The sequence below is a fragment of the Rhizobium sp. BT03 genome (genome assembly GCF_030053155.1).
Classification (GTDB): domain Bacteria; phylum Pseudomonadota; class Alphaproteobacteria; order Rhizobiales; family Rhizobiaceae; genus Rhizobium.
In genome coordinates this window covers 1,560,503-1,582,640 of the sequence record NZ_CP125640.1, presented here as the reverse complement: position 1 = coordinate 1,582,640, position 22,138 = coordinate 1,560,503, and the positions used below count along the sequence as shown (strand labels likewise).

Here is a 22,138-nt window from a genome sequence, read left to right as displayed (position 1 = left end):
CCCGCAAGGGTCCTCGGGTCAAACCCGAGGACGACGGAGGGTGGGGGAGCGTGTGCGGTAGATAGCCAAGTGTGCAGCGGATTATTGGAATTGCCGCCTGTTATTGACCCGGTTTCTCGCAAAAGGGGCGGGCGCGATGGCGCCGCGCGGCTCTGCGCCCAGCCCCTAAAGCACGCCTTCCCAGGCCGCCAGCGCGGCGACGACGCCGGGCAGGTCGTTCATGCGGGAGATCGCCGTTTCGGCGCCGGCATCGGTCAGTTTGTCGGCATGGGCGGGATAGCTGTGCGAGGCGCCGGTGAAACCGATGACGCGCATGCCGGCGGCGCGCGCCGCATGCACGCCGTGCACGGAATCCTCGACCACCACCACCTTGTCGGGCGATACGCCCATCTGGCTTGCGCCGTGCAGGAAGATATCGGGCTTCGGCTTGGCGCGGTCGGGGCCGAGATCCTTGGCGGAGAAAATGTTCGGCGCAAACAGCGGCTTCAGCCCCACCTTGCTCAGCATCATGTCGAGCCGCTTGCTGCTCGAATTCGAGCAGATGCAGCGCTTCATCGGCAGCCTGGAGACGGCGAATTCGACGCCGGCAATGGGCTGGACGTCGTTGGCCAGCCTGAGGTCGAGCATCTTCTCCGACTTGTCGAGCAGCGAGGCCGAAAGCGGGATGCTCGCCTCACGCTCGATCTGCAACAGGATGTTGCGCCATGTCATGCCGGCGAAGCGTTCGCCCATTTCTTCGACGCTGATCGGATATCCGGCCTCCGTCAGCAGCGCGGATTCGACTTCCGCGGCGATGATTTCCGAATCGACCAGAACGCCGTCGCAGTCGAAGATGATGAGGTCGAAGCCGTCCATATGTTCACGCCTTGCTGAAATCTGGGCCGAAAGCCTGGGTCTTGTCCGGGAATGCTGCGGCTTTACACGATGCCCGGCCAAAGCTCAACCTGATCCCAAGCATGGCTGCGATGCGGCAAGCGACCGGCTCCGGGTCCCCCGGCTTCACCCGGGCGGCGACGACGCTCGTTCAGGTCGCTCCGGGCGGCCCCGCCACCTCGTAGCGCGCCCGGCTCAGGCTGACCATGCTTGCCATGGCAGCGCAGCCGCCTGATATGACGACTGCAAAGTTGAGTGCTGTCGACAACGGCAATGTTGCGAAAATGATCGACATCGAGATCCCACCGAGCGTCTGGCCGAGCAGCCGGGCGGTGCCTTGCATAGCGCCCGCCGCACCGCTTCGGGCTTTCGGTGCCGAGAGCAGGAGAATGCGGTTGTTCGGCGTCTGGAACAGCCCGAAACCGAGGCCGGCGATCACCGTGCCGACGAGAAACGGAATACCGCTCGGATCGGGCGGGGTGAGGCCGGCCACCAGAAGGCCAACCGCCATCAGCGCTCCGCCGATGGCGCAAAGCCATGCCGTCTTGACGCGGTTTGCCAGACGTCCCGAGACCGGCGCAATGATCGCGGTCGCAGCCGGCCAGGCCATCATATAGAGCCCGGCCAGAACCGGCGTCATGTGCAGGGTATGTTGCAGGTAGAAGGGGAGTGCGATGGTGCTCAGCATCTGGCCGCAGAAGCAGGAGATCGATGCGATCACCGCCACGCGAAATGCCGGCGTCGCCAGGAGGTCCGTCGGGACAAGCGGGACGTCACTCTTCCGTTCGAGGCGCAGCAGGCCGAAAAGGCAGGCGAGCGATGCCGCGATGAGGGCCGTACCGCTGACCGGCGCGGTCGCTATCCGGTCGGCGCCTGAGAAGAACAGGATGAACATCGCCGTATTGGCCAGCAGCGCCTTCGCATTCAGCTTCCGCTTCGCGCCCTCGACGTGCCCCAGCAGGCCGCCGCCGAAGAGAACGATGATGCCAAGCGGTATATTGACCGCAAACAGCCAGGGCCAGCTGGTGACGGAAAGGATGGCGCCGGCAATGCCCGGGCCGGCAGCCGAAGAAATGGCGATGATCATGGCGTTGATGCCGATGATCGGACCCAGCATGTGCTGCGGCAAGGCCTGGCGCAGGTTCATCATTGCCAGCGCCATGATCGCGCCGGCGCCGAGGCCCTGGGCGAAACGGGCCAGGATCAGCAAGGGCAGGTCACCCGCCAGAGCGCAGGCCGCGGAAGCTGCGGTGAACAGCGCGACGCCGATCAGGAAGACCCGCCGCGCGCCGTAGATTTCACCGAGCGCCCCACAGGGAAGAATGGCGACGAGCACGGCCAGCTGATAGGCCGAGACGACCCAGACGGTATTATCCGCTTGCGCGTGCAGCGAAAGCGCGATCGAGGGCAAGGCGACGTTGGCGATTGCGCCGTCGAGAACGACGAGAACAACGGCCAGAAGCAAAAGGGCAACGGCCAGATAGCGTCGAGGCGACGCCAGGCCGTCTTGAGCGATCGGTGCGGTGTAGGTGAGGGACATGGGAACTCCTCGGTGCTTGTGCGATGGCCCACTCATTACCCCTCGCCGAGATCATGCGCCAGACGCAACGAAATCAATAGACCGTTGCGTCTGGCGCCATGCCTGATTAGACTTGCGCCATGTCCGATCTCGATTTCAATCTCCTGGTGGCGCTGGACGCATTGCTGCGCGAGCAGAGCGTATCGGCTGCCGCTCGCCGTCTTGGCCTCAGCACATCGGCCATGAGCCGGACGCTGTCCCGCTTGAGGACGGCGCTCGGGGATCCGATCCTCGTGCCGGCCGGGCGCGGCATGGTCGCGACGCCCCATGCCCTGGCGATTGCCGAAGATGTGCATGTGTTGAAAGACGCTGTGAAAACGGTGCTGAGCCCGCCATCGACCGTGGAAATCCGGGAGGTGCGGCGCGACTTCACGATCCGCGCCAACGAGGCGTTCGTGCTTCTCTACGCCGCCGACCTCAGCGCCGCCGTGACCAAGGCTGCGCCGGGAATAAGGCTTCGTTTTGCGCCGAGAGCGGACAAGGACGTTCAGGCTTTGCGGGACGCGGCGATCGATCTGGATATCGGCGTCCTGCCGCGCGACAGCGGCGAACTGCGTTGCCAGACGCTTTTCGAGGATCGGTTTGTCGGTGTCGCCAGGGCAGGGCATCCGATCTTCGATGCAGATCGGATAACGGTCGAGCACTATACCGCCTGGGGCCACGTGCTGTTTTCGACGCAGGCGGATTTCGCCGGTCCGATCGACAGGGCGCTCGCCGAACTCGGCCATGACCGGGATGTCAGGCTGATCGTGCCAAGCTTTCCGGCGGTGATCGCCGTTGCGGCGGCCTCCGATCTGATCGGCACGATTCCAAAATCCTATTGCAAATCCGCCGCGACAAGGGAGATCAGGACCTTTGACCTGCCGATCACCGTGCCGGGTTTCAACATCGTCCAGGCCTGGCACCCCCGCATGGATACAGATCTCGCGCATCGCTGGCTGAGGGCGCTGATGTTCGAGACGTTCCACGCGATGAGCTGAGTGAGCGCCCAGCCAAAACAAGCGCTTCGCCCCAGTTCCCTGAAATGAGTGACCGATCGTCTTCAGGGCACGGTGAGTTTACAACGAAGCCGTTAGGCCGCCCACTGTGCGCTCCGCCGGCCGGCTACGGATTGCGTTGAAGCCGTCGCACGAAGCTTGAACCGGGAAACGAGTTCACGCAGCTTGGCGGCCTCCTGCGCCAGCTGACTGGATGCAGCAGTCGATTGCTCGACCATCGCGGCGTTCTGCTGGGTCACCTGATCCATGGAATTGACGGCGGTATTGACTTCGGCAAGGCCGGTCGACTGCTCCCGTGCCGAGACGGCGATGGCATCCATGTGCTGGTTGATGCGGGCAATCTGTTCGCTGATTGCGCTCAGAACCTGGCTGGTGTCGAGAACCAGCTTGACGCCGCTTTCCACTTCCTCCGACGATTTCTCGATGTGGCCCTTGATTTCCTTCGCCGCCTTCGCCGATCGCTGGGCGAGTTCGCGGACTTCCTGGGCCACCACCGCAAAGCCCTTGCCGGCCTCGCCGGCGCGCGCCGCTTCGACGCCGGCATTGAGCGCCAGCAGATTGGTCTGGAAGGCGATCTCGTCGATCACGCCGATAATGCTGGAGATCTGCTGCGACGACGCCTCGATGCGGCGCATGGCCTCTTCGGCATGCGACACGACCTCCGAAGACTTGGCGGCATTGCGGTTTGCATCAGTGGCTTCCGCGCGCGCCTCGTCGGTGCGCTTGCTCGAGTTCGAGACATTGGCGGTAATCTGATCGAGCGCTGCGGCAGTTTCTTCGAGCGAGGCTGCCTGCTGTTCGGTGCGTTTCGACAGATCGCCGGCCCCCGAGGCGATTTCCCTGGTGCCTTCATCGATCGCCGTAATGGCAGCCGCGATCGCGCCCAGCGTCTGGTCAAGCTGGCGGATCGACATGTTGAAATCATGCCGCAGGCTCTCGAAATCGGGGGCGAACGGCTCTTCGATCTGGAAGGCGAGATCGCCCGACGCCAGCCGCTTCAAGCCGGCGGCAAGACCTGAGGTCGCTGCCCGCAGCCGTTCGGCGGCATCCTCGTCAGCCTGTTTGCGGGCCGTGACACGCTCGGCTTCGCCCTGCAGGCGCGCTGCCTCGGCGTCTTGTTCGAGTTGCTTGTTGGCAATCGCCGCCTGGCGGAAGACTTCGACAGCCGATGCCATTACGCCGATTTCGTCGGTGCGGCCGATCGCGGTGCTTGATATGGCCGTGTCGCCGCCGGCAAGCCTTTGCATATCGTTGGAAAGGGCGAGGATGGGTTTGGTGACGCTCTTGCGGGTCAGGAAATAAAGGCCAATGGCGAAGATTGCAGCCAAGGCCAGAATTGCTTTCAGAGCCATGCCCACCAAGGCCTTTACCTCAGCGCTGCGCTTGGAAATCTCGTCGGATGTCGCAGTGATCTGGTCGCCGGTCTGTTCCATTCCCGTTTCCAGCGCAGAAAACTGCGCCATGAATTCGGGCAAGGCCTTCAATGCCGACGCCGGATCCCGGCCGGCAAGATCGATAATCTTGGTGGCGCTTTCGACATAGGCAATGAGGGGAGGTTCGATACCGGCAAGGATCGCTTTGGTCTTTTCGTCAGTGGCCAGCGCCCGGTTGGCGTCGATCATCTCCCGGAACGATGCCTTGTGCTCCGCCAGATCCGCCTTTACCGCGTCGGGGTCGATGCCCGCTGCCGGGTTGGACGCCAGCAGCGAGGCCAGCACGTCGGAGCGCAGTGCGTCATGCATCATGTCGGCCTGCATGTGGTTGCGCAGAATTTGCGCTGACTGGGCGACATCGGCGCTGTTGGCCGAGAGGGTGGAGGCAGACCAGATGCCGACGCCGGTGGCGCCGCCCGCCAAGGCGAAAATCGCAACGCTTGCAATGATAATCTTATGCTGGATCGACGCCATAGCGGGGCTCTCACGTTAATGTAGAACCTGAGAGTATCGAAACATGTTTAATGATTTCTCAGCGAGGCGTCGCTAAGCCGCGTAAAAACAACAGGTTGTGGTGTTTGGCTCATGCAAACGGCGGTTTCATCCGGCTGTTCCCGTCCTGCATGCCAATATCGCCGGGTGAAGAAGCGTCGGTGGCCGGCCCCGTCCTTCGAAGCCCCTGTGGGCACCTCAGGATGAGGCCGGAGAGACGTCGTATTCCGGGGTGGCCGTCAAAGAGCAACCTACCCATCGACCGGGAAAAGCTTCAAAAACTGCCGGTCGCCTTCCGGAGAAAACATGATCGAGCGGCTTTCGGCCGTGCGCCGCGCCCAGCCTTTGTCGAGAAAGCTTGAAAGCAGGGCCTTGCCGAGGCTGCCGGCGAGGTGGGCGCGTCTTTCGCTCCAGTCCAGGCAGGAGCGGCAGAGCGGGCGGCGTGAGGTTCTGAGGTCGCCGACATTGATGCCGATGCATTTGAGATCGCTTTCGCCCTTTTCGGTCAGCGACAGGCCTTCGCCGACCGCATCGATTGCGCCTGAGGCAATCAGGCTGTCGAGCATGCGCACGCCGTAATCGCCGGCCAGGTGATCGTAGCAGATGCGCGCCTTGCGCAGCGCCGGCTCCTTTGGCCCCGGCCGGTGGCGCAGATGGCCGCGTCCAGCGGCAAAGCCCATCATGCTTTCGATCAGCCGGGCGACGGCCTCGTCGGCGAGGGTAAAATAACGATGGCGCCCCTGCTTGCGCTGGGTTAGCAGACCACCGGCTTCGAGCTTGGCGAGATGCGTGCTCGCCGTCTGCACGGTGATGCCGCCGACGCCGGCAAGTTCGGTCGCCGTCAGCGCCCGGCCGCCGGTGAGTGCTGCCAGCATGTTGGCGCGGGCGGGATCGCCGATCAGCGCGCCGATCTGGGCAATGTCAGGACCTTCCTTCATACTTCGATCGTAACCGAAGCATCGCCGTCAGGCAATGTGCGAAAACGGGTGGGCAGCCAAAGGAGAAACGACATGATCACCTGCTTCATCCGCTATCAGATCGACCCCTTCAAGAAGGAGGCGTTTGCCGAATATGCCCGCAACTGGGGCCAGGCGATTCCGAAGAACGGCGCCGACCTGATCGGCTACTACGGCCCGCACGAGGGATCGGCAACGACGGCTTACGGCGTCTACAATATCGAAAGCCTCGCCGCCTACGAAGCCTATCGCGCCAGGCTGGCAGCCGACCCGCTCGGCCGCGAGAACTACGAATTTGCCAGACGCGAAGGCTTCATCCTCAAGGAGGATCGCATCTTCCTCAAAAATGTCTCCGCCCCTCACGCCAAGCTGGTGCTGCCATGATCGCCGTCATCTTCGAAGTCGTGCCCTATATGGGCGAACGCCACAAATATCTCGATCTCGCCGGCGAGCTGCGAACTGAGCTCGAAAAGATCGACGGCTTCATCTCGATCGAGCGGTTCGAAAGCCTGACGAACCGCGGCAAGCTTTTGTCGCTGTCCTTCTTCCGCGACGAGGCGGCCGTCAAGGAATGGCGCAATCTCGAAGCGCACCGGGCCGCCCAGCAGGCCGGACGCGGCGGCATCTTCGCCGATTATCGCCTGCGCATCGCCAGTGTCGTCCGCGATTACGGCATGTTCGAACGCGACGAGGCGCCGGATGACAGCCGTAGGGTTCACGACGCCGCCTGATCGCCGGCGGCAGCCGGCCGGCGGAATTAATTCCCGAAATCGGCCAGTGCTTCAGGCTTTGGTAACTAAGTTGCGTAACCATAACGGACAGTTAAGCGTAGAGCGTATGAGTGAGTATCAGAATGGCATCAGTTTTTCCGCTTGCCGACCTCAAGGCTTCCGTCAAGTCGGATTCCCGGCAGGGTTCCAGGCCGGGCTCCTGGGTTGACACGATCATCAAGGGTGATTGCGTCAGCGCCCTTGAAGCTTTGCCCAACCACTCCGTCGATATCATCTTTGCCGATCCGCCGTATAATCTCCAGCTCGGCGGAACGCTGCATCGTCCCGACCAGTCGCTGGTCGATGCCGTCGACGACGAATGGGATCAGTTCGCCTCCTTCGAAGCCTATGACGCCTTCACCCGCGCCTGGCTGCTCGCCTGCCGGCGGGTGCTGAAACCGACGGGCTCGATCTGGGTGATCGGCTCCTACCACAATATCTTCCGCGTCGGCGCCACGCTGCAGGATCTGAACTTCTGGATCTTGAACGACATCATCTGGCGCAAGACCAATCCGATGCCGAATTTCAAGGGCCGCCGTTTCCAGAACGCCCATGAGACGATGATCTGGGCAAGCCCGAATGCCAAGGCCAAGGGCTATACCTTCAATTACGATGCGATGAAGGCGGCCAATGACGACGTGCAGATGCGCTCGGACTGGCTGTTCCCGATCTGCAACGGCAATGAGCGGCTGAAGGGCGAGGACGGCAAGAAGGTCCATCCGACCCAGAAGCCGGAAGCGCTGCTGGCCCGCGTCATCATGGCCTCGACCAAGCCTGGCGATATCGTCCTCGATCCGTTCTTCGGGTCGGGAACGACGGGTGCCGTCGCCAAGCGCCTCGGCCGCCACTTCGTCGGCATCGAGCGCGAACAGGATTATATCGATGCGGCCTCGGCCCGCATCGCCGCCGTCGAGCCGCTCGGCAAGGCGGAACTGACTGTTATGACCGGCAAGAAGGCCGAAGTCCGTGTCGCCTTCAACGTGCTTGTCGAAAGCGGCCTGATCAAGCCCGGCCAGGTGCTGACCGACGCCAGGCGCCGCTACAGCGCCATCGTGCGCGCCGACGGCACCGTCGCTTCCGGCGGCGAGGCCGGCTCTATTCATCGTCTCGGCGCCAAGGTGCAGGGTCTCGATGCATGCAACGGATGGACCTTCTGGCATTTCGAAGACGGGCAGTCCCTGCGCCCGATCGACGATCTCAGGTCCGTCATCCGCAGTGATCTGGCAAAGGTGGAGTGAGCACCACCTTCGGCGGATCGAAATACCTTCTTCCGGTTTCCTCCAGTTGCGGAAGAAGACCAAGACGCCCGGGGTCGAATCCCGGGCGTCCTCTATTTCTGAGGTGCTGCTTCAGAAATTCTTGTAATCGGTGACCTCGACCCGCGTGATGCGGCCTTCTTCGTTGAAGCTGATCGTCTCCTCGCCTTCGCGGACCAGCGGCTTGCCGGTCTGGCTGTGGGTGGCGCGAAGCGACCAGACCGCGCGGCCGGAGAGCGGCGTCAACGTTTCCACCAGTGAATTTTCCGCCGTCTGGTCGGGATAGTCGTCGAAGTAACGCCGGAAGGCAGCCATGATCTCAGTCCGTCCGGCAAGACTGCCGACGCCGTTCGAGACATAGGTGGCATTCTGGGCGAAATAGCTCTCGATCGCGGGAAAATCGAGGGCGTTGATGGCGGCGTGAAAACGTTCGATTTCTTCTGCGGGGTCGAATGCCATGGGTCTCAGACCTTCAATCCGTAACCGGCAAGATCGCTGCGCAGCTTATCCGCGCCCGAAAACAGCACCGCATTCCAGCCATAGGCCTTGGCGCCTTCGACATTGACCGGCGCGTCGTCGATGAAGATCGTCGCCTTGGGATCAAGGCCGAAACTTTTCGTGTGCGTCTCGTAGATGGCGATATCCGGCTTGATCAGTCCGACATCGCCGGAAACTGTGACGCCGCGCGGTAGGGTGAGGAAGGGGAAGCGCGCCTGCGCCTCGCGGAAGGTGTCGGAGGCGAAGTTGGTCAGCATCGTCACGTCGCGGCCCTCGGCGATCAGACCTTCCATGATCGCGACGCTATCCTCATAGGCGTGCGGCACCATCTCATGCCAATATTTGCGGAAGGCGCGGATCTGTTCCTCACGCGCCGGGTGCTGTTCGATCAGCAGCGCTTCGGCCTCCGCCCATGTGCGGCCGCGGTCCTGCTCGATGTTCCAGTCATGGGTGCAGATATTGGCGAAAAACCAGTTGCGCTCGGCCTCATCCGGGATGAGGCGGCTGAAGGGAAGATGCGGATCGTAATGAATAAGGACTTTGCCGATGTCGAAAACGATATGTTTTATGCCGGTGGTCATGGTCATCCCTTGGATGTTTTGAACGCGAGAGGAATAGCCGCTGCGATCGCTTTTTTCATGACGGTCGGCAAGGCCTGGGCTTCAAGATTTGTAACCGGCTCCCACCATCCGTCAGCGCCGATTTTCGCGGCGATCGCCGCGCGCCAGATCGAAAGCCGGAGCTCGAAATGGGTGAAGACATGGATGACGGTGCCAGCGGACTGCCAGGCCGCCTCGAAGGGTGCCGCCGCAGCCGAGGTCTCGCCGTCGATACGCGCCGTCCACGCCGTCGTCGGCACTTCGGTCATGCCGCCGAGCAGGCCGCTTTCTGCGCGCCGCCGCAGCAGGATCTCGCCATCACCGGTCACCGCGATGAAGGCCGCGCCGTAGCGCACCGGCTTCTCCTTCTTCGCCGCCTTGACCGGAAAGAGCTCGGGATCGGAAAGCTTCAGCGCCTCACACGATCCGCGGAACGGACAGAGCGAACAGGCCGGCCGCTTCGGCGTGCAGATCGTCGCACCCAGATCCATCATCGCCTGGGCGAAATCGCCGGGCCGGGCCGCCGGCGTCAGCAGCGCCACCTTCTCCTTCATCAGCGGTTTGGCAGCCGGCAGCGGCGTCGTGATCGCATAGAGCCTGGAGATCACCCGCTCGACATTGCCGTCCATCACAGCCGCTTGCCGGTCAAAGGCGATGGCTGCGACGGCGGCGGCCGTATAGTCGCCGATGCCGGGCAGGGATCTGAGGCCTTCTTCGGTGTCGGGAAAGACGCCGCCATGCTCTTTCGCCACCGCCTCGGCGCATTTCTTCAGGTTGCGGGCCCGCGCGTAATAGCCGAGCCCGGCCCAGGCCGCCATGACAGCGTCGTTTTCGGCAGCGGCAAGATCGGTCACCTCGGGCCAGCGCTGCAGAAACTTGGCGAAATAGGGTTTGACCGCCTGCACCGTCGTCTGCTGCAGCATCACCTCCGACAGCCAGATGTGATAGGGATCGGGCTTGACGCCACGCGCCGCCATGCCCGGCGAAACGCGCCAGGGCAGGTCGCGGTGGTGGCGGTCGTACCAGTCGAGCAGGGGCTTTGCGGAGGGCGTGTCGGGTGTGGTGATCGTCATGATTTGCCGGGATCGGGGGAAGTGCCTATACTTGGCGAAGCAATGCCGCGCGATCAAGCCGGTGATGCGAATTGCCTGTGCGATTGGCAGAGGTGTCCAAGGGTTTCGATGAGTTCTCCACGCAAAGGTGCAAAGCAGATTTCCGAGCTGGCGAACGGGCTGATCGATCCCGTCCTGGCGCGCCGCGCCGGCATCAATACGGCGCTGCTCGGCTCCTGGAGCGAAATCGCCGGCGAGGATTTCGCCGATTGCACCCGGCCGGAAAAGATCGCCTGGGCGCGCGGCGGCGGCGATGACGGCAGCTTTCGCCCCGGCGTGCTGACGATCGCCTGCGAAGGCGCGCGCGCGCTTTTCCTCACCCATGCCCAGGGCGAACTCATCCAGCGCATCAACAGCTTCTTCGGCTTTTCCGCCGTCCACCAGATCCGCATCGTCCAGAAGCCGGTCTCCCAAGCCGCCCGCCGCTCCCGCACGCCGCCGCCGCTGAAAGGCGAAGCCGCCCGCAAGCTGGAAGGCATGATGGAAGGCATAGAGGGCGACAAGCTGCGCCAGGCGATCCAGCGGTTGGGGACCGCGGTGATGGGCAAGCGGGGGCGGTAATCCCTTGCTCGTCGGAGAAGACGGCACGCTGCAAAACATCACCGCCGCTAAACGACGCCCTTCTTCAAGATGAAATTGCCATAGGGCCGTATTTCCCCTGTCTGAACCACCGCAAAGCAGGATTCGGCCATCGGATAGTAGGCGAAGCGCTCGATCGGCCTGCTCGTGATGCTGCGTTTTTCCGCCGTTGAGCAGAGCAATTCCACGTCTGCGTGAGCGGATAGCATGATGCCGGGCTGATCCGGATCCTCCATGTGCAGGAGCGGCTGTTCGACGAAGTGATCGAGCGGCATGACCGCCAGGATCGCCTCTATGGCATCTGTGGCGCTGGCCGCGTTCATCGACACGAGTTTGCCGCTGACGGTCTTTTTCGACACGCGGCAGGCCGAGAAATTCTTGTCGACGATGGCGATCTCGTCGCCATGGCCCATCGCGCTCAATATCCACAAAAGATCCGGGCAAAGAATCCCGGGAATGTTTTTCAGTGCCATGTTCGGTCCTCCCTCTGGACCCGTATAGCACATAAAACGACGAAGAAAACGCTTGCGCAAACGTTTCGATGGCCATATATCGGTTTCCACCATTTCATTGGAGGATGAGATAGGTCGGTGACCGCCGAGGCTGGGGAGGCCTGTTCGAGGTCGGTTCAATCTTTCGATTTTGTTCTGGGCGTTGACGCGGCAGCAGTCTGAAGCTGCGCGTCGGGCGTATTGGGGAGGTCTGCAATCATGGCGACAATCACTGACGTCGCACGCGCCGCGGGCGTGTCGGTCTCTACCGTTTCGCACGTCGTCAACGGCACCCGGCATGTGAACGAAGCGACGGCCGCCCTCGTCAGGGAGGCGATCGAGAGACTCGGATTCGTGCCGAACGCGGTGGCCCGCTCATTGGTGCGATCCTCGACCGACGCCGTGGGTATCGCGATCTCGATCAGCACCAACTACTATTTCAACGATATCGTCTCCTCTATCGAGCGAGCCTGCGCGGCCATCGGGCAGCTCGTGTTTCTTTGCGACACGCAGAACGATCCGGAGACCGAACTGCGGGTGGTTCGCGAACTCGTCCAGCGACGGGTGGACGGGGTGATTCTGGCGCCGTCCTGCGATCCGGAAAACCGCGCCATCGACTATCTCAAATCCTCTCGCATGCCCTTCGTGCTCGTCGACCGTCTGACGGTTGAGGATGCGGACGGGGTCTGCCTGGACAATGAGGCGGCGATGGAAACGCTGATCGACCACCTTGTCGGCCACGGTCACCGCCGCATCGGCCTCATCGCCGGCGAGCCCGGGCTGCGTTCCACCATCGAACGCGTGCGTGGCTATGTCGGCGCCATGCGCAAGCACGGGCTCGAAATCGATCGCAGCCTGATGAGCGAAGGCAATGCCAACAGTGCGGATGCCCGACAATCTGCATTCGACATTCTGAGCCGGGCGGACCGGCCGACGGCGATCGCCTCGGGCAACAATCTGGCCACGATCGGCGTCATGCACGCGGTGCGGGATCTTGGATTGCGCGTCTCGGAGGATCTCGCGCTGATCGGCTTTGACGATTTCGATTGGGCAGACTGCTTCGAGCCGCGGCTGACCGTCATGGCGCAGCCGAGCGAGATGATCGGCATGCAGGCTGCGGAGATGCTGTCCCGGCGGATCAAATCGACGACGGAAAGCGTGCGACAGGTCCGCCTGCCGGCAAAACTGGTAATTCGCCGCTCCTGCGGCTGCGGAGGGCATTGAGATGACGTCGGCACTGGCTCTTGCTGGGATCACCAAATCCTTTCCTGGTGTGCGCGCTCTGAAGGGCGTGTCGTTTTCTCTGCAGCCCGGGGAAATCAGGGCATTGGTGGGAGAGAACGGCGCCGGAAAATCGACACTGATGAAGATCCTCTCCGGCGCCTATTCGGCCGACGAGGGGCGCATCGAGCTGTTTGGCGAAGAGGTCCTCGATCCGACGCCGGCCGGGATGATCGCGCGCGGCGTCGCGGTCATTTACCAGGAACTGGCCCAGGCGCCGCACCTGACCGTCGCCGAAAACGTTCTGATGGGGCGGTTGCCACGCAAGGGCGCCCTGATCGACTGGGGCGAGGCAAAGCGCCGGACCACGGAGGTTATTGACCGGCTTGGTTTCGACGTCGATCCGACCGCTCGCATCGGCACGCTTTCCGTCGCCAAGCGGCAAATGGTGGAGATTGCCAAGGCGCTGGCGCGCAACGCGAAGATCATCGTGCTCGACGAACCGTCGGCGGTGTTGGCGCAGGCAGAGATCGATCAGCTGTTCCGAGTCGTCCGGCAGCTGGCGCGCGAGAGCGGTGTTGCCTTCGTCTATATCTCGCATCGCCTGCGCGAAGTTTTCGAACTGAGCGATACCGTCACCGTTCTGCGCGACGGCACGGTCATTCACAACGGACCCTCCAATGGCCTGACGACGGATGATCTCATTCGCAGCATGGTGGGCCGGGACGTCGGCGACGTCTTTCCCAAGCGTGTACCTCGGATTGGCGGGGAAGCCCTGTCCGCCAAGAATATTTCGACGCCGGCGCTGCTCAAGAACGTCAGCATCCATGTGCGCAAGGGCGAGATCGTCGGTCTCTTCGGCCTGGCGGGCGCCGGCCGCACCGAGCTGCTGCGCTCCATCTACGGCGCTGACCCGCGTGGCGCCGGCGAGGTCAGCATCAACGGCGCGATGGCAAGCATCGGTTCGCCGCGCGCCGGCATCACCAAGGGGCTCGGTCTCGTGCCGGAAGACCGCAAGACAGAGGGCCTCTTTCTGATCCAGAGCGTCGGCTTCAACATCATGTCGGCCAGCCTCGCGCAGATCGTCCGTTTCGGGCTCCTGTCCCTTCGCCGGGAACGCAAAATAGTGAGCGGTCTGATCGAGCGGTTGCGGATCAGGACGCCGAACGCAGCAGCAGCGACGCAGAACCTTTCGGGCGGCAATCAGCAGAAATGCGTGCTGGCGAGGCATGTCAGCGCAGGATGCGAGATCCTGCTCGCCGACGAGCCGACACGCGGGGTCGATGTCGGGGCCAAGCGCGAGATCTACGACCTGCTGGTCGAACTCGCGGAATCCCGCGGACTGGCGATCGTCATGGCTTCTTCCGAACTACCGGAAATCCTTGGTCTGTGCGACCGGCTCTATGTCTTGAGAGAGGGCGAGGTAACGGCCGAACTCGACGCGCGCACGGCAACCGAAGAACAAGTCATGCACTTCGCGGCGCTACATTGATGAGGGGTCTATCATGAAGAAAAAACTTCCGCGGGGAACGGGACTTGCCGGCGCACTGATCGCACTGATCATAGCCGCCTCGCTGATCTCTCCTCATTTTCTCAATCCTATCAATATCCTGAATGTCCTCAGACAAGTCGCCCTCTATGGGATTCTCGGCATCGGCATGACATTCGTGATCCTGACCAAAGGGATCGATCTGTCGGTCGGCTCGATCGTCGCGCTGGTCGGCGTCACCGGCGCGGTGTTGATGGAGCAGGGCATGCCCATCCCCCTGATGGTGCTGATCTGCATCGCCATCGGCGCCCTTGTCGGCTGCGTCAACGGCTTCGGCATTGCCTTTTTCCGCATTCCAGCCTTCATCATGACGCTCGGCTGCATGGTCATGGTGCGCGGTTTCGCGCTGATGATCGCCGACGGGGGCACCGTCAATCCGGGCAAGCTCGCCGACAGCTTCTTCGTGCTCGGCGGGGGCTACATGCTGGGCGTGCCGACACCGATCTACGTCTTTGCGATCGTCTGTATCGTCGCCGCCGTCGTGCTCAGCTTCACCCCGTTCGGCCGCGCCATCTATGCGGTCGGCAGCAATGAGGAGGCAGCGAGGCTGTCCGGCATCAATGTGCCGCTCGTCATCTTCAGCGTCTACATCATCTGCGGTGTGCTGGCAGCGCTTTCCGGCCTGATTTTCCTGTCCCGCCTTTCCGTCGGCGACCCGAATTCCGGCCTCGGCCTCGAACTGGAAGCCATTACGATCGCGGTGATCGGCGGCACGTCGCTGTTCGGCGGCGAAGGCACGGTTCTCGGCACGATGGGGGGCGCCATGGTGCTGGCCATCATCGCAAACATTCTCAATCTCGCAGGCGTTTCACCATTCTCACAACAGGTGGTGAAGGGCGCGATCATCGTTCTTGCCGTGCTGCTCGAAGCCGGAAGAAAAGCACGCAGGTAGCGTGTTCACCAAAGGGAGGACTTGAAATGCTTAACATCACCAGACGCATGCTCATCATCTCCGCCGGGCTCGCCACCGTCCTGACGGCCGCCCCTGCCTTCAGCGCCGACAAGATCGTCATCGGCTTCTCGCAGGCGAGTTCGAACTCGGCCCATCGCAACACGATGACCAAACGCAACCAGGCCTATGCCGCGGAGCACTTCAAGGATGTCGATCTGATCGTCACCAACGCGGAAGGCAAGTCCGCAAAGCAGATTTCGGATGTCGAAAGCCTGATGGTGCAAGGCATGAAGGTTCTGATGATCTCGGCTCAGGATGGCGCCGCCATCGCTCCGACCGTCAAGCAGGTGCTGGCCGCCGGCATTCCGGTGATCACGCTTGAGCGCAGCCTCGATATTCCGGTCACCCTGCATGTCGGCCCGCACAACAAACCCATCGGCACGCTTGCCGGCAAGTACATAGCCGAAGCGCTGAAAGGCAAGGGCAATGTCGTCGAGATCAAGGGCGACCCGGCCGTCGCTCCCGCGGTCGAGCGCCATGAAGGTTTTGCCGAAGCCATCGCCGGCACCGATATCAAGGTGATCGCCGAAACCCACGCCGATTGGGACCAGGAAAAGGCGCTGAAGTTCATGGAAGACACGCTCCAGCGTTTCCCGGCCGGGCAGATCCAGGCGGTCTACGCCCATAACGACAACATGGCGTTCGGTGCGCTGCGGGCGATCCAGGCGGCCGGCCGCGACAAGGAAGGCATCCTCATCATCGGCATCGACGGCGAGAATGCCGCCATCCGGGCCGTTGCCAAGGGCGACCTGACCGCGACCTTCACCTATTCCACGGTCGCGCCGGAAGGCGTCATTGCTGCCCACGCGCTTGCCACCAACGACACGGCCGCGCTGGAGAAGCTCGGAACCCTGACGAAGAAAGACGACGGCTCGATGGAAATCGAGATCGCGTCGAAGATGATTACCAAGGACAATGCCGCCGAGTTCTTCTGCAAGGGCTTCGGCGACGACCCCGAATGCAAGTGATCCGGTAGACTTCGAGGTCCGGCGCGGCAACAGACGCGCCGGACCTTTTCAGCGCATCAACACCTTCTTCGGCTCGCCATCGTCCACCAAAGAATTCCCTGATTCTCCCGATCCATGCGGCAACCATCAGTGGGGCCATGGATCCCAGGCTCAAGGCCTGGGATGACGGAGATTAGGGAGCGCCTCATGCTGGAGGCGCGCCAATAGCGCCTATCTCTGCACCGTCGCTGGGTTCGCAGAAGCGACCCCGCCCTCCGTCGTGCTCGGGCTTGACCCGAGCATCCATGCACAAGCACTCTGCTCACTCAGAGCGTCCCGGAAACACGCATGCATATCCGCGAGGCTACTGGTGACCGAATGCTTCAAGTGCTATATTTGTATAGCAGACAGGAGAAAGAACATGTTGGCTTTGCGGTTGCCGCCTGAAATCGAAGCCCGGCTCGACGAGCTTTCCAAGCGCACGGGCCGCAGCAAGAGCTTCTATGCCCGTCAGGCCATTCTCGAACATCTCGATGACCTCGAGGATGTCTATCTCGCCGAAAAGCGTCTTGAAGAACTTCGGCGAGGTGAGGGTGATACCGTTTCGCTGGCCGAGCTGATGACGCGTTATGGCGTGGAGAATTGAGTTTCAAAGAGCAGCCGAGCGCGAGCTTGAGAAACTCGGACATGAGGCGGCTCGCCGAATACTCCGATTTCTCAACGATCGCGTCGCAAGGCTGGACGACCCACGATCCATTGGAGAGGCGCTTAAAGGGTCTGAACTCGGGGATTTCTGGAAATATCGCGTTGGCGACTATCGAGTGATCGCAAGCATCGATGACGGAGCCGTTCGTATCCTCGTCGTGCGTATCGGAAACCGCCGCGACGTCTACCGGTGAAATCCGCAAGTCGACCGGTCGCAATTTTATCCGGCTGTCCCATCGCGGTCACAATTCTTTGAAGGAAGTTGGCCAAGCGTGGCTTGTGAGTGGCCGTCAGCCGTTATATCGCACAGTCACGCCGTCACTCTCATACCTATGGGGAACCCATGCAGATGTCCGAAATGCAACTGACGAAACGCCGCCTCCTGGGTGGGATCGCCATCGCCGCAGCTGCCGCAGCGCTTGCCGCCTGCAACGACAGCAAGGACGCTGCCGATGCTTCGTCCTCAGGCAAGACCATGGCCGACGGCACCAATGTCGATACCATCCAGACGGCGGCGACATCGGCGACCGAAATGCCGCAATCCGACGGCGATGTCGATATGGCCGAGGTGCTGAAGCCCGGCGCGCTGCCGGAGATGGCGCTGGGCAAGGCCGACGCCCCGGTCAAGATCGTCGAATATATGTCGATGACCTGCCCGCATTGCGCCCATTTCCACAACACCACCTTCGACGCGATCAAGCAGAAATATGTCGACGCCGGCAAGGTGCAGTTCATCATCCGCGAATTCCCCTTCGATCCGCGCGCCGCCGCCGCCTTCATGCTCGCCCGCTGCAGCGCTTCCAATCCCGAGCAGCTGAGCACGCCGGAACAGTATTTCCCGATGGTCTCGATGCTGTTCAAGCAGCAGCAGGTCTGGGCCGCCGCCGATGACGGCCGCGCCGCACTGCTGCAGATGTCGAAGCTCGCCGGATTTACTGAGGATAGCTTCACGAAATGCTTGACGAACCAGAAGCTTCTGGATGAAGTGAACGCCACGCGGGAAAGAGGTTCCAAGGATTTCGGCGTCAACGCCACGCCGACGTTCCTCATCAATGGCAAGCGCTACTCTGGAGACATGCCGGTTGAAACCTTGTCGGCGCTCATCGACAGCCTCATCTGAACCGGATCGTTTCGAAACGACGGGCGACGGCGAAAGCCGTGCGCTCGTTTTTCGTTTTCAGCGCAGCTTGCGGCTGAGGGGGCTTCCTGCCGTGGATGTCTACGCATGAAGTTCAACAAGCTGCGCCTGGTCGGCTTCAAATCCTTCGTCGAGCCGACGGAATTCATCATCGAGCGGGGGCTGACCGGCGTCGTCGGCCCGAACGGCTGCGGCAAGTCGAACCTCGTCGAGGCGCTGCGCTGGGTGATGGGCGAGAATTCCTACAAGAACATGCGCGCCTCCGGCATGGACGACGTGATCTTCTCCGGATCCGGCAATCGCCCGGCCCGCAACACCGCCGAGGTAGCGCTCTATCTCGACAATGCGACGCGCACCGCGCCCGCCGCATTCAACGATGCCGACGAGATTCAGGTCACCCGCCGCATCGAGCGTGAACAGGGTTCGCTCTATCGCATCAACGGCAAGGAAAGCCGCGCCAAGGATGTGCAGCTGCTGTTTGCCGACGCCTCCACCGGCGCCCGTTCGCCCTCGATGGTCGGGCAGGGCCGTATCGGCGAGCTGATCCAGGCCAAGCCGCAGGCCCGCCGCCAGCTGCTCGAAGAGGCGGCCGGCATTTCCGGCCTGCATTCCCGTCGCCACGAGGCCGAACTGCGGCTGCGCGCCGCCGAAACCAATCTCGAACGTCTCGACGACGTCACCTCGCAGCTCGAAAGCCAGATCGAGAGCCTGAAGCGCCAGGCCCGTCAGGCCAACCGCTTCAAGACGCTGTCGGCCGATATCCGCGCGCGAGAGGCGATGCTGCTGCATATCCGCTGGGTGCAGGCCAAGGAGGCGGAAGCCGAGGCCGACAGCGCGCTGAACCAGGCGACATCAGTCGTTGCCGAAAAGGCGCAGATGCAGATGGAGGCGGCGAAGAACCAGGGCATCGCCAGCCTGAAGCTGCCGGAACTGCGCGAGGGCGAGGCGCGTGCGGCCGCCGCCCTGCAGCGGCTGCAGATCGCCCGCAGCCAGCTGGAGGAGGATGCCGGCCGCATCCTGCGCCGCCGCGACGAGCTGACTCGCCGCCTCGCCCAGCTTGGCGAGGATATCCGCCGCGAGGAGCGGCTGGTCGCCGACAATGCCGTCATCCTGGCAAGGCTCGATGCCGAAGAGGCCGAGATATCAGAAGTGCTCGCCGATTCCGGCCGTTATGCCGAGGAGACCCGCGAGGCCTTCGAGGAAGCGGCGGCGAAACTTGCCGACAGCGAGCGCATTTTTACCCAGCTGACGGCCGAGCGCGCCGAAGCCGCTGCCGGCCGTAACCAGCTGGAGCGCGCCATCCGCGATCTCGCCGACCGCCGCATGCGCCTCGAACGGCAGATGAACGAGGCGAACCAGGAGCTTGCCGCCATCGGCGAAAAGATCGCCGGCCTGCCAAACCCGGATGAAAAACGCGCCATCGTCGAGGCCGGTGAGATCGCCGTCGCCGACGCGGAAGCCGCCGTTCAGCTGGTCGAACAGGCGCTGGCCGCTGCCCGCCAGACCGAGGCGCTGTCGCGCGCCCCGGTCGATCAGGCTCGCTCGAGCCTGAATGCGCTGGAAACCGAGGCCCGCACCATCTCGCGCATGCTCGCCGCCGGCGCTGCGGCCGGGAAATTCTCTCCCGTTGCCGAGGAGCTGAAGGTCGATCGCGGCTTCGAAACTGCACTCGGTGCCGCCCTCGGCGACGATCTGGAATCACCGCTCGATGCCGAGGCGCCGGCCCATTGGTCGGAGAATGGCGATGGCGCCGGCGATCCAGCGCTTCCCGCAGGCGCCACACCGCTGCTTGCCCATATCAACGCACCGGCAGCGCTGACGCGTCGTCTGCGCCAGATCGGCCTGGTCGCCGATGGCGACGCAGAGCGCCTGATGGCGGCGCTGCAGCCCGGCCAGCGGCTGGTGACGAAAGCGGGCGCCGTCTATCGCTGGGACGGCCATGTGACGGGCGCCGACGCGCCGAGCGCCGCAGCCCTTCGCCTTGCCCAGAAGAACCGGCTCACCGAACTCGAAGGCGAGGCTGCCCTTGCCCGCGACGTGCTTGCCGAAGCCGAGGAGCGGCAGGCGGCCGCCACTGATGCGATCCGCGGCGAGGAGCGCCGGCTTGCCGAGGCCCGCGACATGAGCCGTCTTTCGGCCCGTCATCTCACTGAAGCGCGCGAAGCGCTCGTTGCGGCCGAGCGCGCCTCCGGCGACCTGATCCGCCGCCGCGATGTCGTCAGCGAGGCGGCCAGCCAGCTCGGCGCACAGCTGGAAGAGATCGGCATCCAGGAAGAGAATGCCCGCATCGAGCTGGAGGACGCGCCCGATCTGACCGCGATCGACGAGCGGCTGCGCTTCCAGCAGGCGGAGGTGGCGACCGATCGCGGCGCGCTCGCCGAAAGCCGTGCCCGCCATGAAAGCCTGGCGAGGGAAAACGAGGCCCGCCAACGCCGCATCATGGCGATCGGCCAGGAGCGCGAGACCTGGCGGCAGCGGGCGCTAAGCGGCGAGGATCAGGTCGCAACGCTGCGCGAGCGCGAGGAAGAGGCGCGCGAAGAGGCGGCCGAACTCGAAATGGCGCCGGATGAATTCGACGACAAGCGCCGGGCTCTGCTCAGCGAATTGCAGAAGGCGGAAGAGGCGCGCCGCAATGCCGGCGATCTGCTGGCCGAGGCCGAACGCATCCAGCGCGAGGCCGACCACCAGGCGGCCACCGCACTGTCGGAACTTGCCGAATGCCGCGAACGCCGCGGCCGCGCCGAGGAGCGCCTGGTCTCCGCCCGCGAGAAGCGCCAGGAAAGCGAAAGCCGCATCCGCGAAGTTTTGAACGTCGCCCCGCACGAGGCGCTGCAGCTGACCGGGCGCCCGGCCATGCAGGCGCTTCCCGATCCGCGCGAGGTCGAGCGCGAGCTCGAGCGCCTGCGGATCGAGCGCGAGCGGCTCGGCGCCGTCAACCTGCGCGCCGACGAGGAACAGAAGGAGCTGAGCGAGAAGCTCGAAGCGCTGATCAAGGAGCGCGACGACGTCATCGATGCGATCCGCAAGCTGCGCGGCGCCATCCAGAGCCTGAACCGCGAGGGTCGCGAGCGGCTGATCGCCGCTTTCGACGTCGTCAACGCCCAGTTCCAGCGGCTGTTCACCCATCTCTTCGGCGGCGGCACCGCCGAGCTGCAGCTGATCGAATCCGACGATCCGCTGGAAGCCGGCCTCGAAATCCTGGCGCGCCCGCCCGGCAAGAAGCCGCAGACCATGACGCTGCTCTCCGGCGGCGAGCAGGCGCTGACGGCGATGGCGCTGATCTTCGCCGTCTTCCTCACCAATCCGGCGCCGATCTGCGTGCTCGACGAAGTCGACGCGCCGCTCGACGACCACAATGTCGAGCGCTACTGCAACCTGATGGACGAAATGGCGGCCTCCACCGAAACCCGCTTCGTCATCATCACCCACAACCCGATCACCATGGCCCGCATGAACCGCCTCTTCGGCGTCACCATGGCCGAACAGGGCGTCTCCACCCTGGTCTCCGTCGACCTGCAGACGGCCGAACGCCTGCGCGAGATTGCCTGAGGGTTGCGTGAGGTCGTGCCGGCAGGAGGCGCGAACAGCCAGGGCGCGGACAGGCGGGAGGCGCCACCCCATTCCTATCCGGCGATCCCTTGCTGTTCTGCTGCAGAGGTCACCCACCCTCCGTCCTCCTCGGGCTCGACCCGAGGATCCACCTTTGTCTCCATCGCAGCAGGGGGCGGAACCACGCATGAGAGCGGTTGGCGGGAGGCGCGCGGTCATATTGCGTAACACCTCGCCATAAGGCGTGATAATTTGCGCCTGGCGGAACTGCGGGTGATGGGCCAAAATGGTCAGGCCGACGGCCGAAACCTGCTGAAAAGGCCCGCACTTTCGTCGGAATTGTCGTAAGCACCAAAAAAGGTCGGCTTCTTTGCGGCCTTTACCCCATTTGGGTGATGCTCTTTGCGATGACTTGCATTAGAAGTTGTTTCAACGCAACCT

General features: G+C 63.2%; 21 protein-coding genes. 13 read left to right on the top strand and 8 right to left on the bottom strand.

The window, feature by feature from the left end:
- Positions 1-165: 165 nt before the first annotated feature.
- On the bottom strand, positions 166-855 hold the full coding sequence (locus QMO80_RS07885; RefSeq protein ID WP_283199573.1) for an HAD family hydrolase: 690 nt from the start codon (positions 853-855) through the stop codon (positions 166-168).
- Between the two features lie 169 nt (positions 856-1,024).
- A complete protein-coding gene (locus QMO80_RS07880; protein WP_183605964.1) occupies positions 1,025-2,413 on the bottom strand; it encodes an MFS transporter in 1,389 nt (462 codons plus the stop codon).
- Between the two features lie 119 nt (positions 2,414-2,532).
- Between QMO80_RS07880 and QMO80_RS07875 the strand changes: the two genes are divergently transcribed.
- Complete coding sequence (locus tag QMO80_RS07875; protein ID WP_283199572.1) at positions 2,533-3,432, top strand: LysR family transcriptional regulator; 900 nt, start codon at positions 2,533-2,535, stop codon at positions 3,430-3,432.
- A 92-nt stretch (positions 3,433-3,524) separates the two neighbouring features.
- Here the strand turns inward: QMO80_RS07875 and QMO80_RS07870 are convergent, their stop codons facing one another.
- On the bottom strand, positions 3,525-5,357 hold the full coding sequence (locus QMO80_RS07870) for a methyl-accepting chemotaxis protein (RefSeq protein WP_273883399.1): 1,833 nt from the start codon (positions 5,355-5,357) through the stop codon (positions 3,525-3,527).
- A 269-nt stretch (positions 5,358-5,626) separates the two neighbouring features.
- Positions 5,627-6,313: a helix-turn-helix transcriptional regulator gene (locus tag QMO80_RS07865; protein ID WP_283199571.1), complete on the bottom strand. Its 687-nt coding sequence runs from the start codon at positions 6,311-6,313 to the stop codon at positions 5,627-5,629.
- Positions 6,314-6,385: 72 nt separating this feature from the next.
- Here QMO80_RS07865 and QMO80_RS07860 point away from each other — a divergent pair, with 72 nt between their 5' ends.
- The 3 genes from QMO80_RS07860 (at position 6,386) to QMO80_RS07850 (ending at position 8,339) form a co-directional block, all read left to right on the top strand.
- On the top strand, positions 6,386-6,715 hold the full coding sequence (locus tag QMO80_RS07860) for an NIPSNAP family protein (protein ID WP_017993201.1): 330 nt from the start codon (positions 6,386-6,388) through the stop codon (positions 6,713-6,715).
- Positions 6,712-7,062 carry an antibiotic biosynthesis monooxygenase gene (locus QMO80_RS07855; protein ID WP_183605969.1) on the top strand — a complete coding sequence of 117 codons (351 nt, stop codon included), beginning with the start codon at positions 6,712-6,714 and terminating at the stop codon, positions 7,060-7,062. The genes QMO80_RS07860 and QMO80_RS07855 overlap by 4 nt, the downstream gene beginning before the upstream one ends.
- Positions 7,063-7,184: 122 nt before the next feature.
- Positions 7,185-8,339, top strand: a complete 1,155-nt coding sequence (locus tag QMO80_RS07850) for a site-specific DNA-methyltransferase (RefSeq protein ID WP_183605970.1) — start codon at positions 7,185-7,187, stop codon at positions 8,337-8,339.
- 111 nt (positions 8,340-8,450) lie between these two features.
- On the opposite strand, the gene QMO80_RS07845 is transcribed toward QMO80_RS07850, so the two are convergent.
- From QMO80_RS07845 to mutY, 3 genes are read right to left on the bottom strand one after another with little or no spacing between them, the layout of a single operon-like run.
- Entirely contained in the window at positions 8,451-8,816 is a 366-nt protein-coding gene (locus QMO80_RS07845; RefSeq protein WP_283199570.1) for a nuclear transport factor 2 family protein, read from the bottom strand.
- A 5-nt stretch (positions 8,817-8,821) separates the two neighbouring features.
- Complete coding sequence (locus QMO80_RS07840; protein ID WP_283199569.1) at positions 8,822-9,436, bottom strand: HAD family phosphatase; 615 nt, start codon at positions 9,434-9,436, stop codon at positions 8,822-8,824.
- 2 nt (positions 9,437-9,438) lie between these two features.
- Complete coding sequence (gene mutY / locus QMO80_RS07835; protein ID WP_283199568.1) at positions 9,439-10,527, bottom strand: A/G-specific adenine glycosylase; 1,089 nt, start codon at positions 10,525-10,527, stop codon at positions 9,439-9,441.
- A gap of 108 nt (positions 10,528-10,635) precedes the next feature.
- Here mutY and QMO80_RS07830 point away from each other — a divergent pair, with 108 nt between their 5' ends.
- On the top strand, positions 10,636-11,127 hold the full coding sequence (locus tag QMO80_RS07830) for a DUF721 domain-containing protein (RefSeq protein WP_283199567.1): 492 nt from the start codon (positions 10,636-10,638) through the stop codon (positions 11,125-11,127).
- Between the two features lie 47 nt (positions 11,128-11,174).
- Here QMO80_RS07830 and QMO80_RS07825 read toward each other — a convergent pair whose 3' ends face one another.
- On the bottom strand, positions 11,175-11,618 hold the full coding sequence (locus QMO80_RS07825) for an RbsD/FucU family protein (protein WP_283199566.1): 444 nt from the start codon (positions 11,616-11,618) through the stop codon (positions 11,175-11,177).
- A gap of 237 nt (positions 11,619-11,855) precedes the next feature.
- Between QMO80_RS07825 and QMO80_RS07820 the strand changes: the two genes are divergently transcribed.
- The 8 genes from QMO80_RS07820 to QMO80_RS07785 all read left to right on the top strand — a co-directional run bounded on the left by QMO80_RS07820 (position 11,856) and on the right by QMO80_RS07785 (position 21,697).
- Entirely contained in the window at positions 11,856-12,860 is a 1,005-nt protein-coding gene (locus QMO80_RS07820; RefSeq protein WP_283199565.1) for a LacI family DNA-binding transcriptional regulator, read from the top strand.
- 1 nt (position 12,861) lies between these two features.
- Positions 12,862-14,349, top strand: a complete 1,488-nt coding sequence (locus QMO80_RS07815; protein ID WP_283199564.1) for a sugar ABC transporter ATP-binding protein — start codon at positions 12,862-12,864, stop codon at positions 14,347-14,349.
- 13 nt (positions 14,350-14,362) lie between these two features.
- The gene (locus QMO80_RS07810) at positions 14,363-15,298 is read left to right on the top strand and encodes an ABC transporter permease (RefSeq protein ID WP_283199563.1); all 936 of its coding nucleotides are present in this window, start codon (positions 14,363-14,365) and stop codon (positions 15,296-15,298) included.
- Positions 15,299-15,324: 26 nt separating this feature from the next.
- Entirely contained in the window at positions 15,325-16,326 is a 1,002-nt protein-coding gene (locus tag QMO80_RS07805; protein ID WP_283199562.1) for a substrate-binding domain-containing protein, read from the top strand.
- 400 nt (positions 16,327-16,726) lie between these two features.
- The gene (locus tag QMO80_RS07800) at positions 16,727-16,951 is read left to right on the top strand and encodes a DUF6290 family protein (RefSeq protein WP_283199561.1); all 225 of its coding nucleotides are present in this window, start codon (positions 16,727-16,729) and stop codon (positions 16,949-16,951) included.
- Positions 16,935-17,204 (top strand): type II toxin-antitoxin system RelE/ParE family toxin, encoded by a 270-nt coding sequence (locus QMO80_RS07795; RefSeq protein WP_085736488.1) that lies wholly within the window; start codon positions 16,935-16,937, stop codon positions 17,202-17,204. Before QMO80_RS07800 ends, QMO80_RS07795 begins: the two co-directional genes overlap by 17 nt.
- Positions 17,205-17,353: 149 nt before the next feature.
- Positions 17,354-18,130, top strand: coding sequence for a DsbA family protein (locus QMO80_RS07790; protein ID WP_183852393.1), 777 nt, complete (start codon positions 17,354-17,356; stop codon positions 18,128-18,130).
- Between the two features lie 105 nt (positions 18,131-18,235).
- On the top strand, positions 18,236-21,697 hold the full coding sequence (locus tag QMO80_RS07785; RefSeq protein ID WP_283199560.1) for a chromosome segregation SMC family protein: 3,462 nt from the start codon (positions 18,236-18,238) through the stop codon (positions 21,695-21,697).
- The last annotated feature ends 441 nt before the right edge of the window (positions 21,698-22,138 follow it).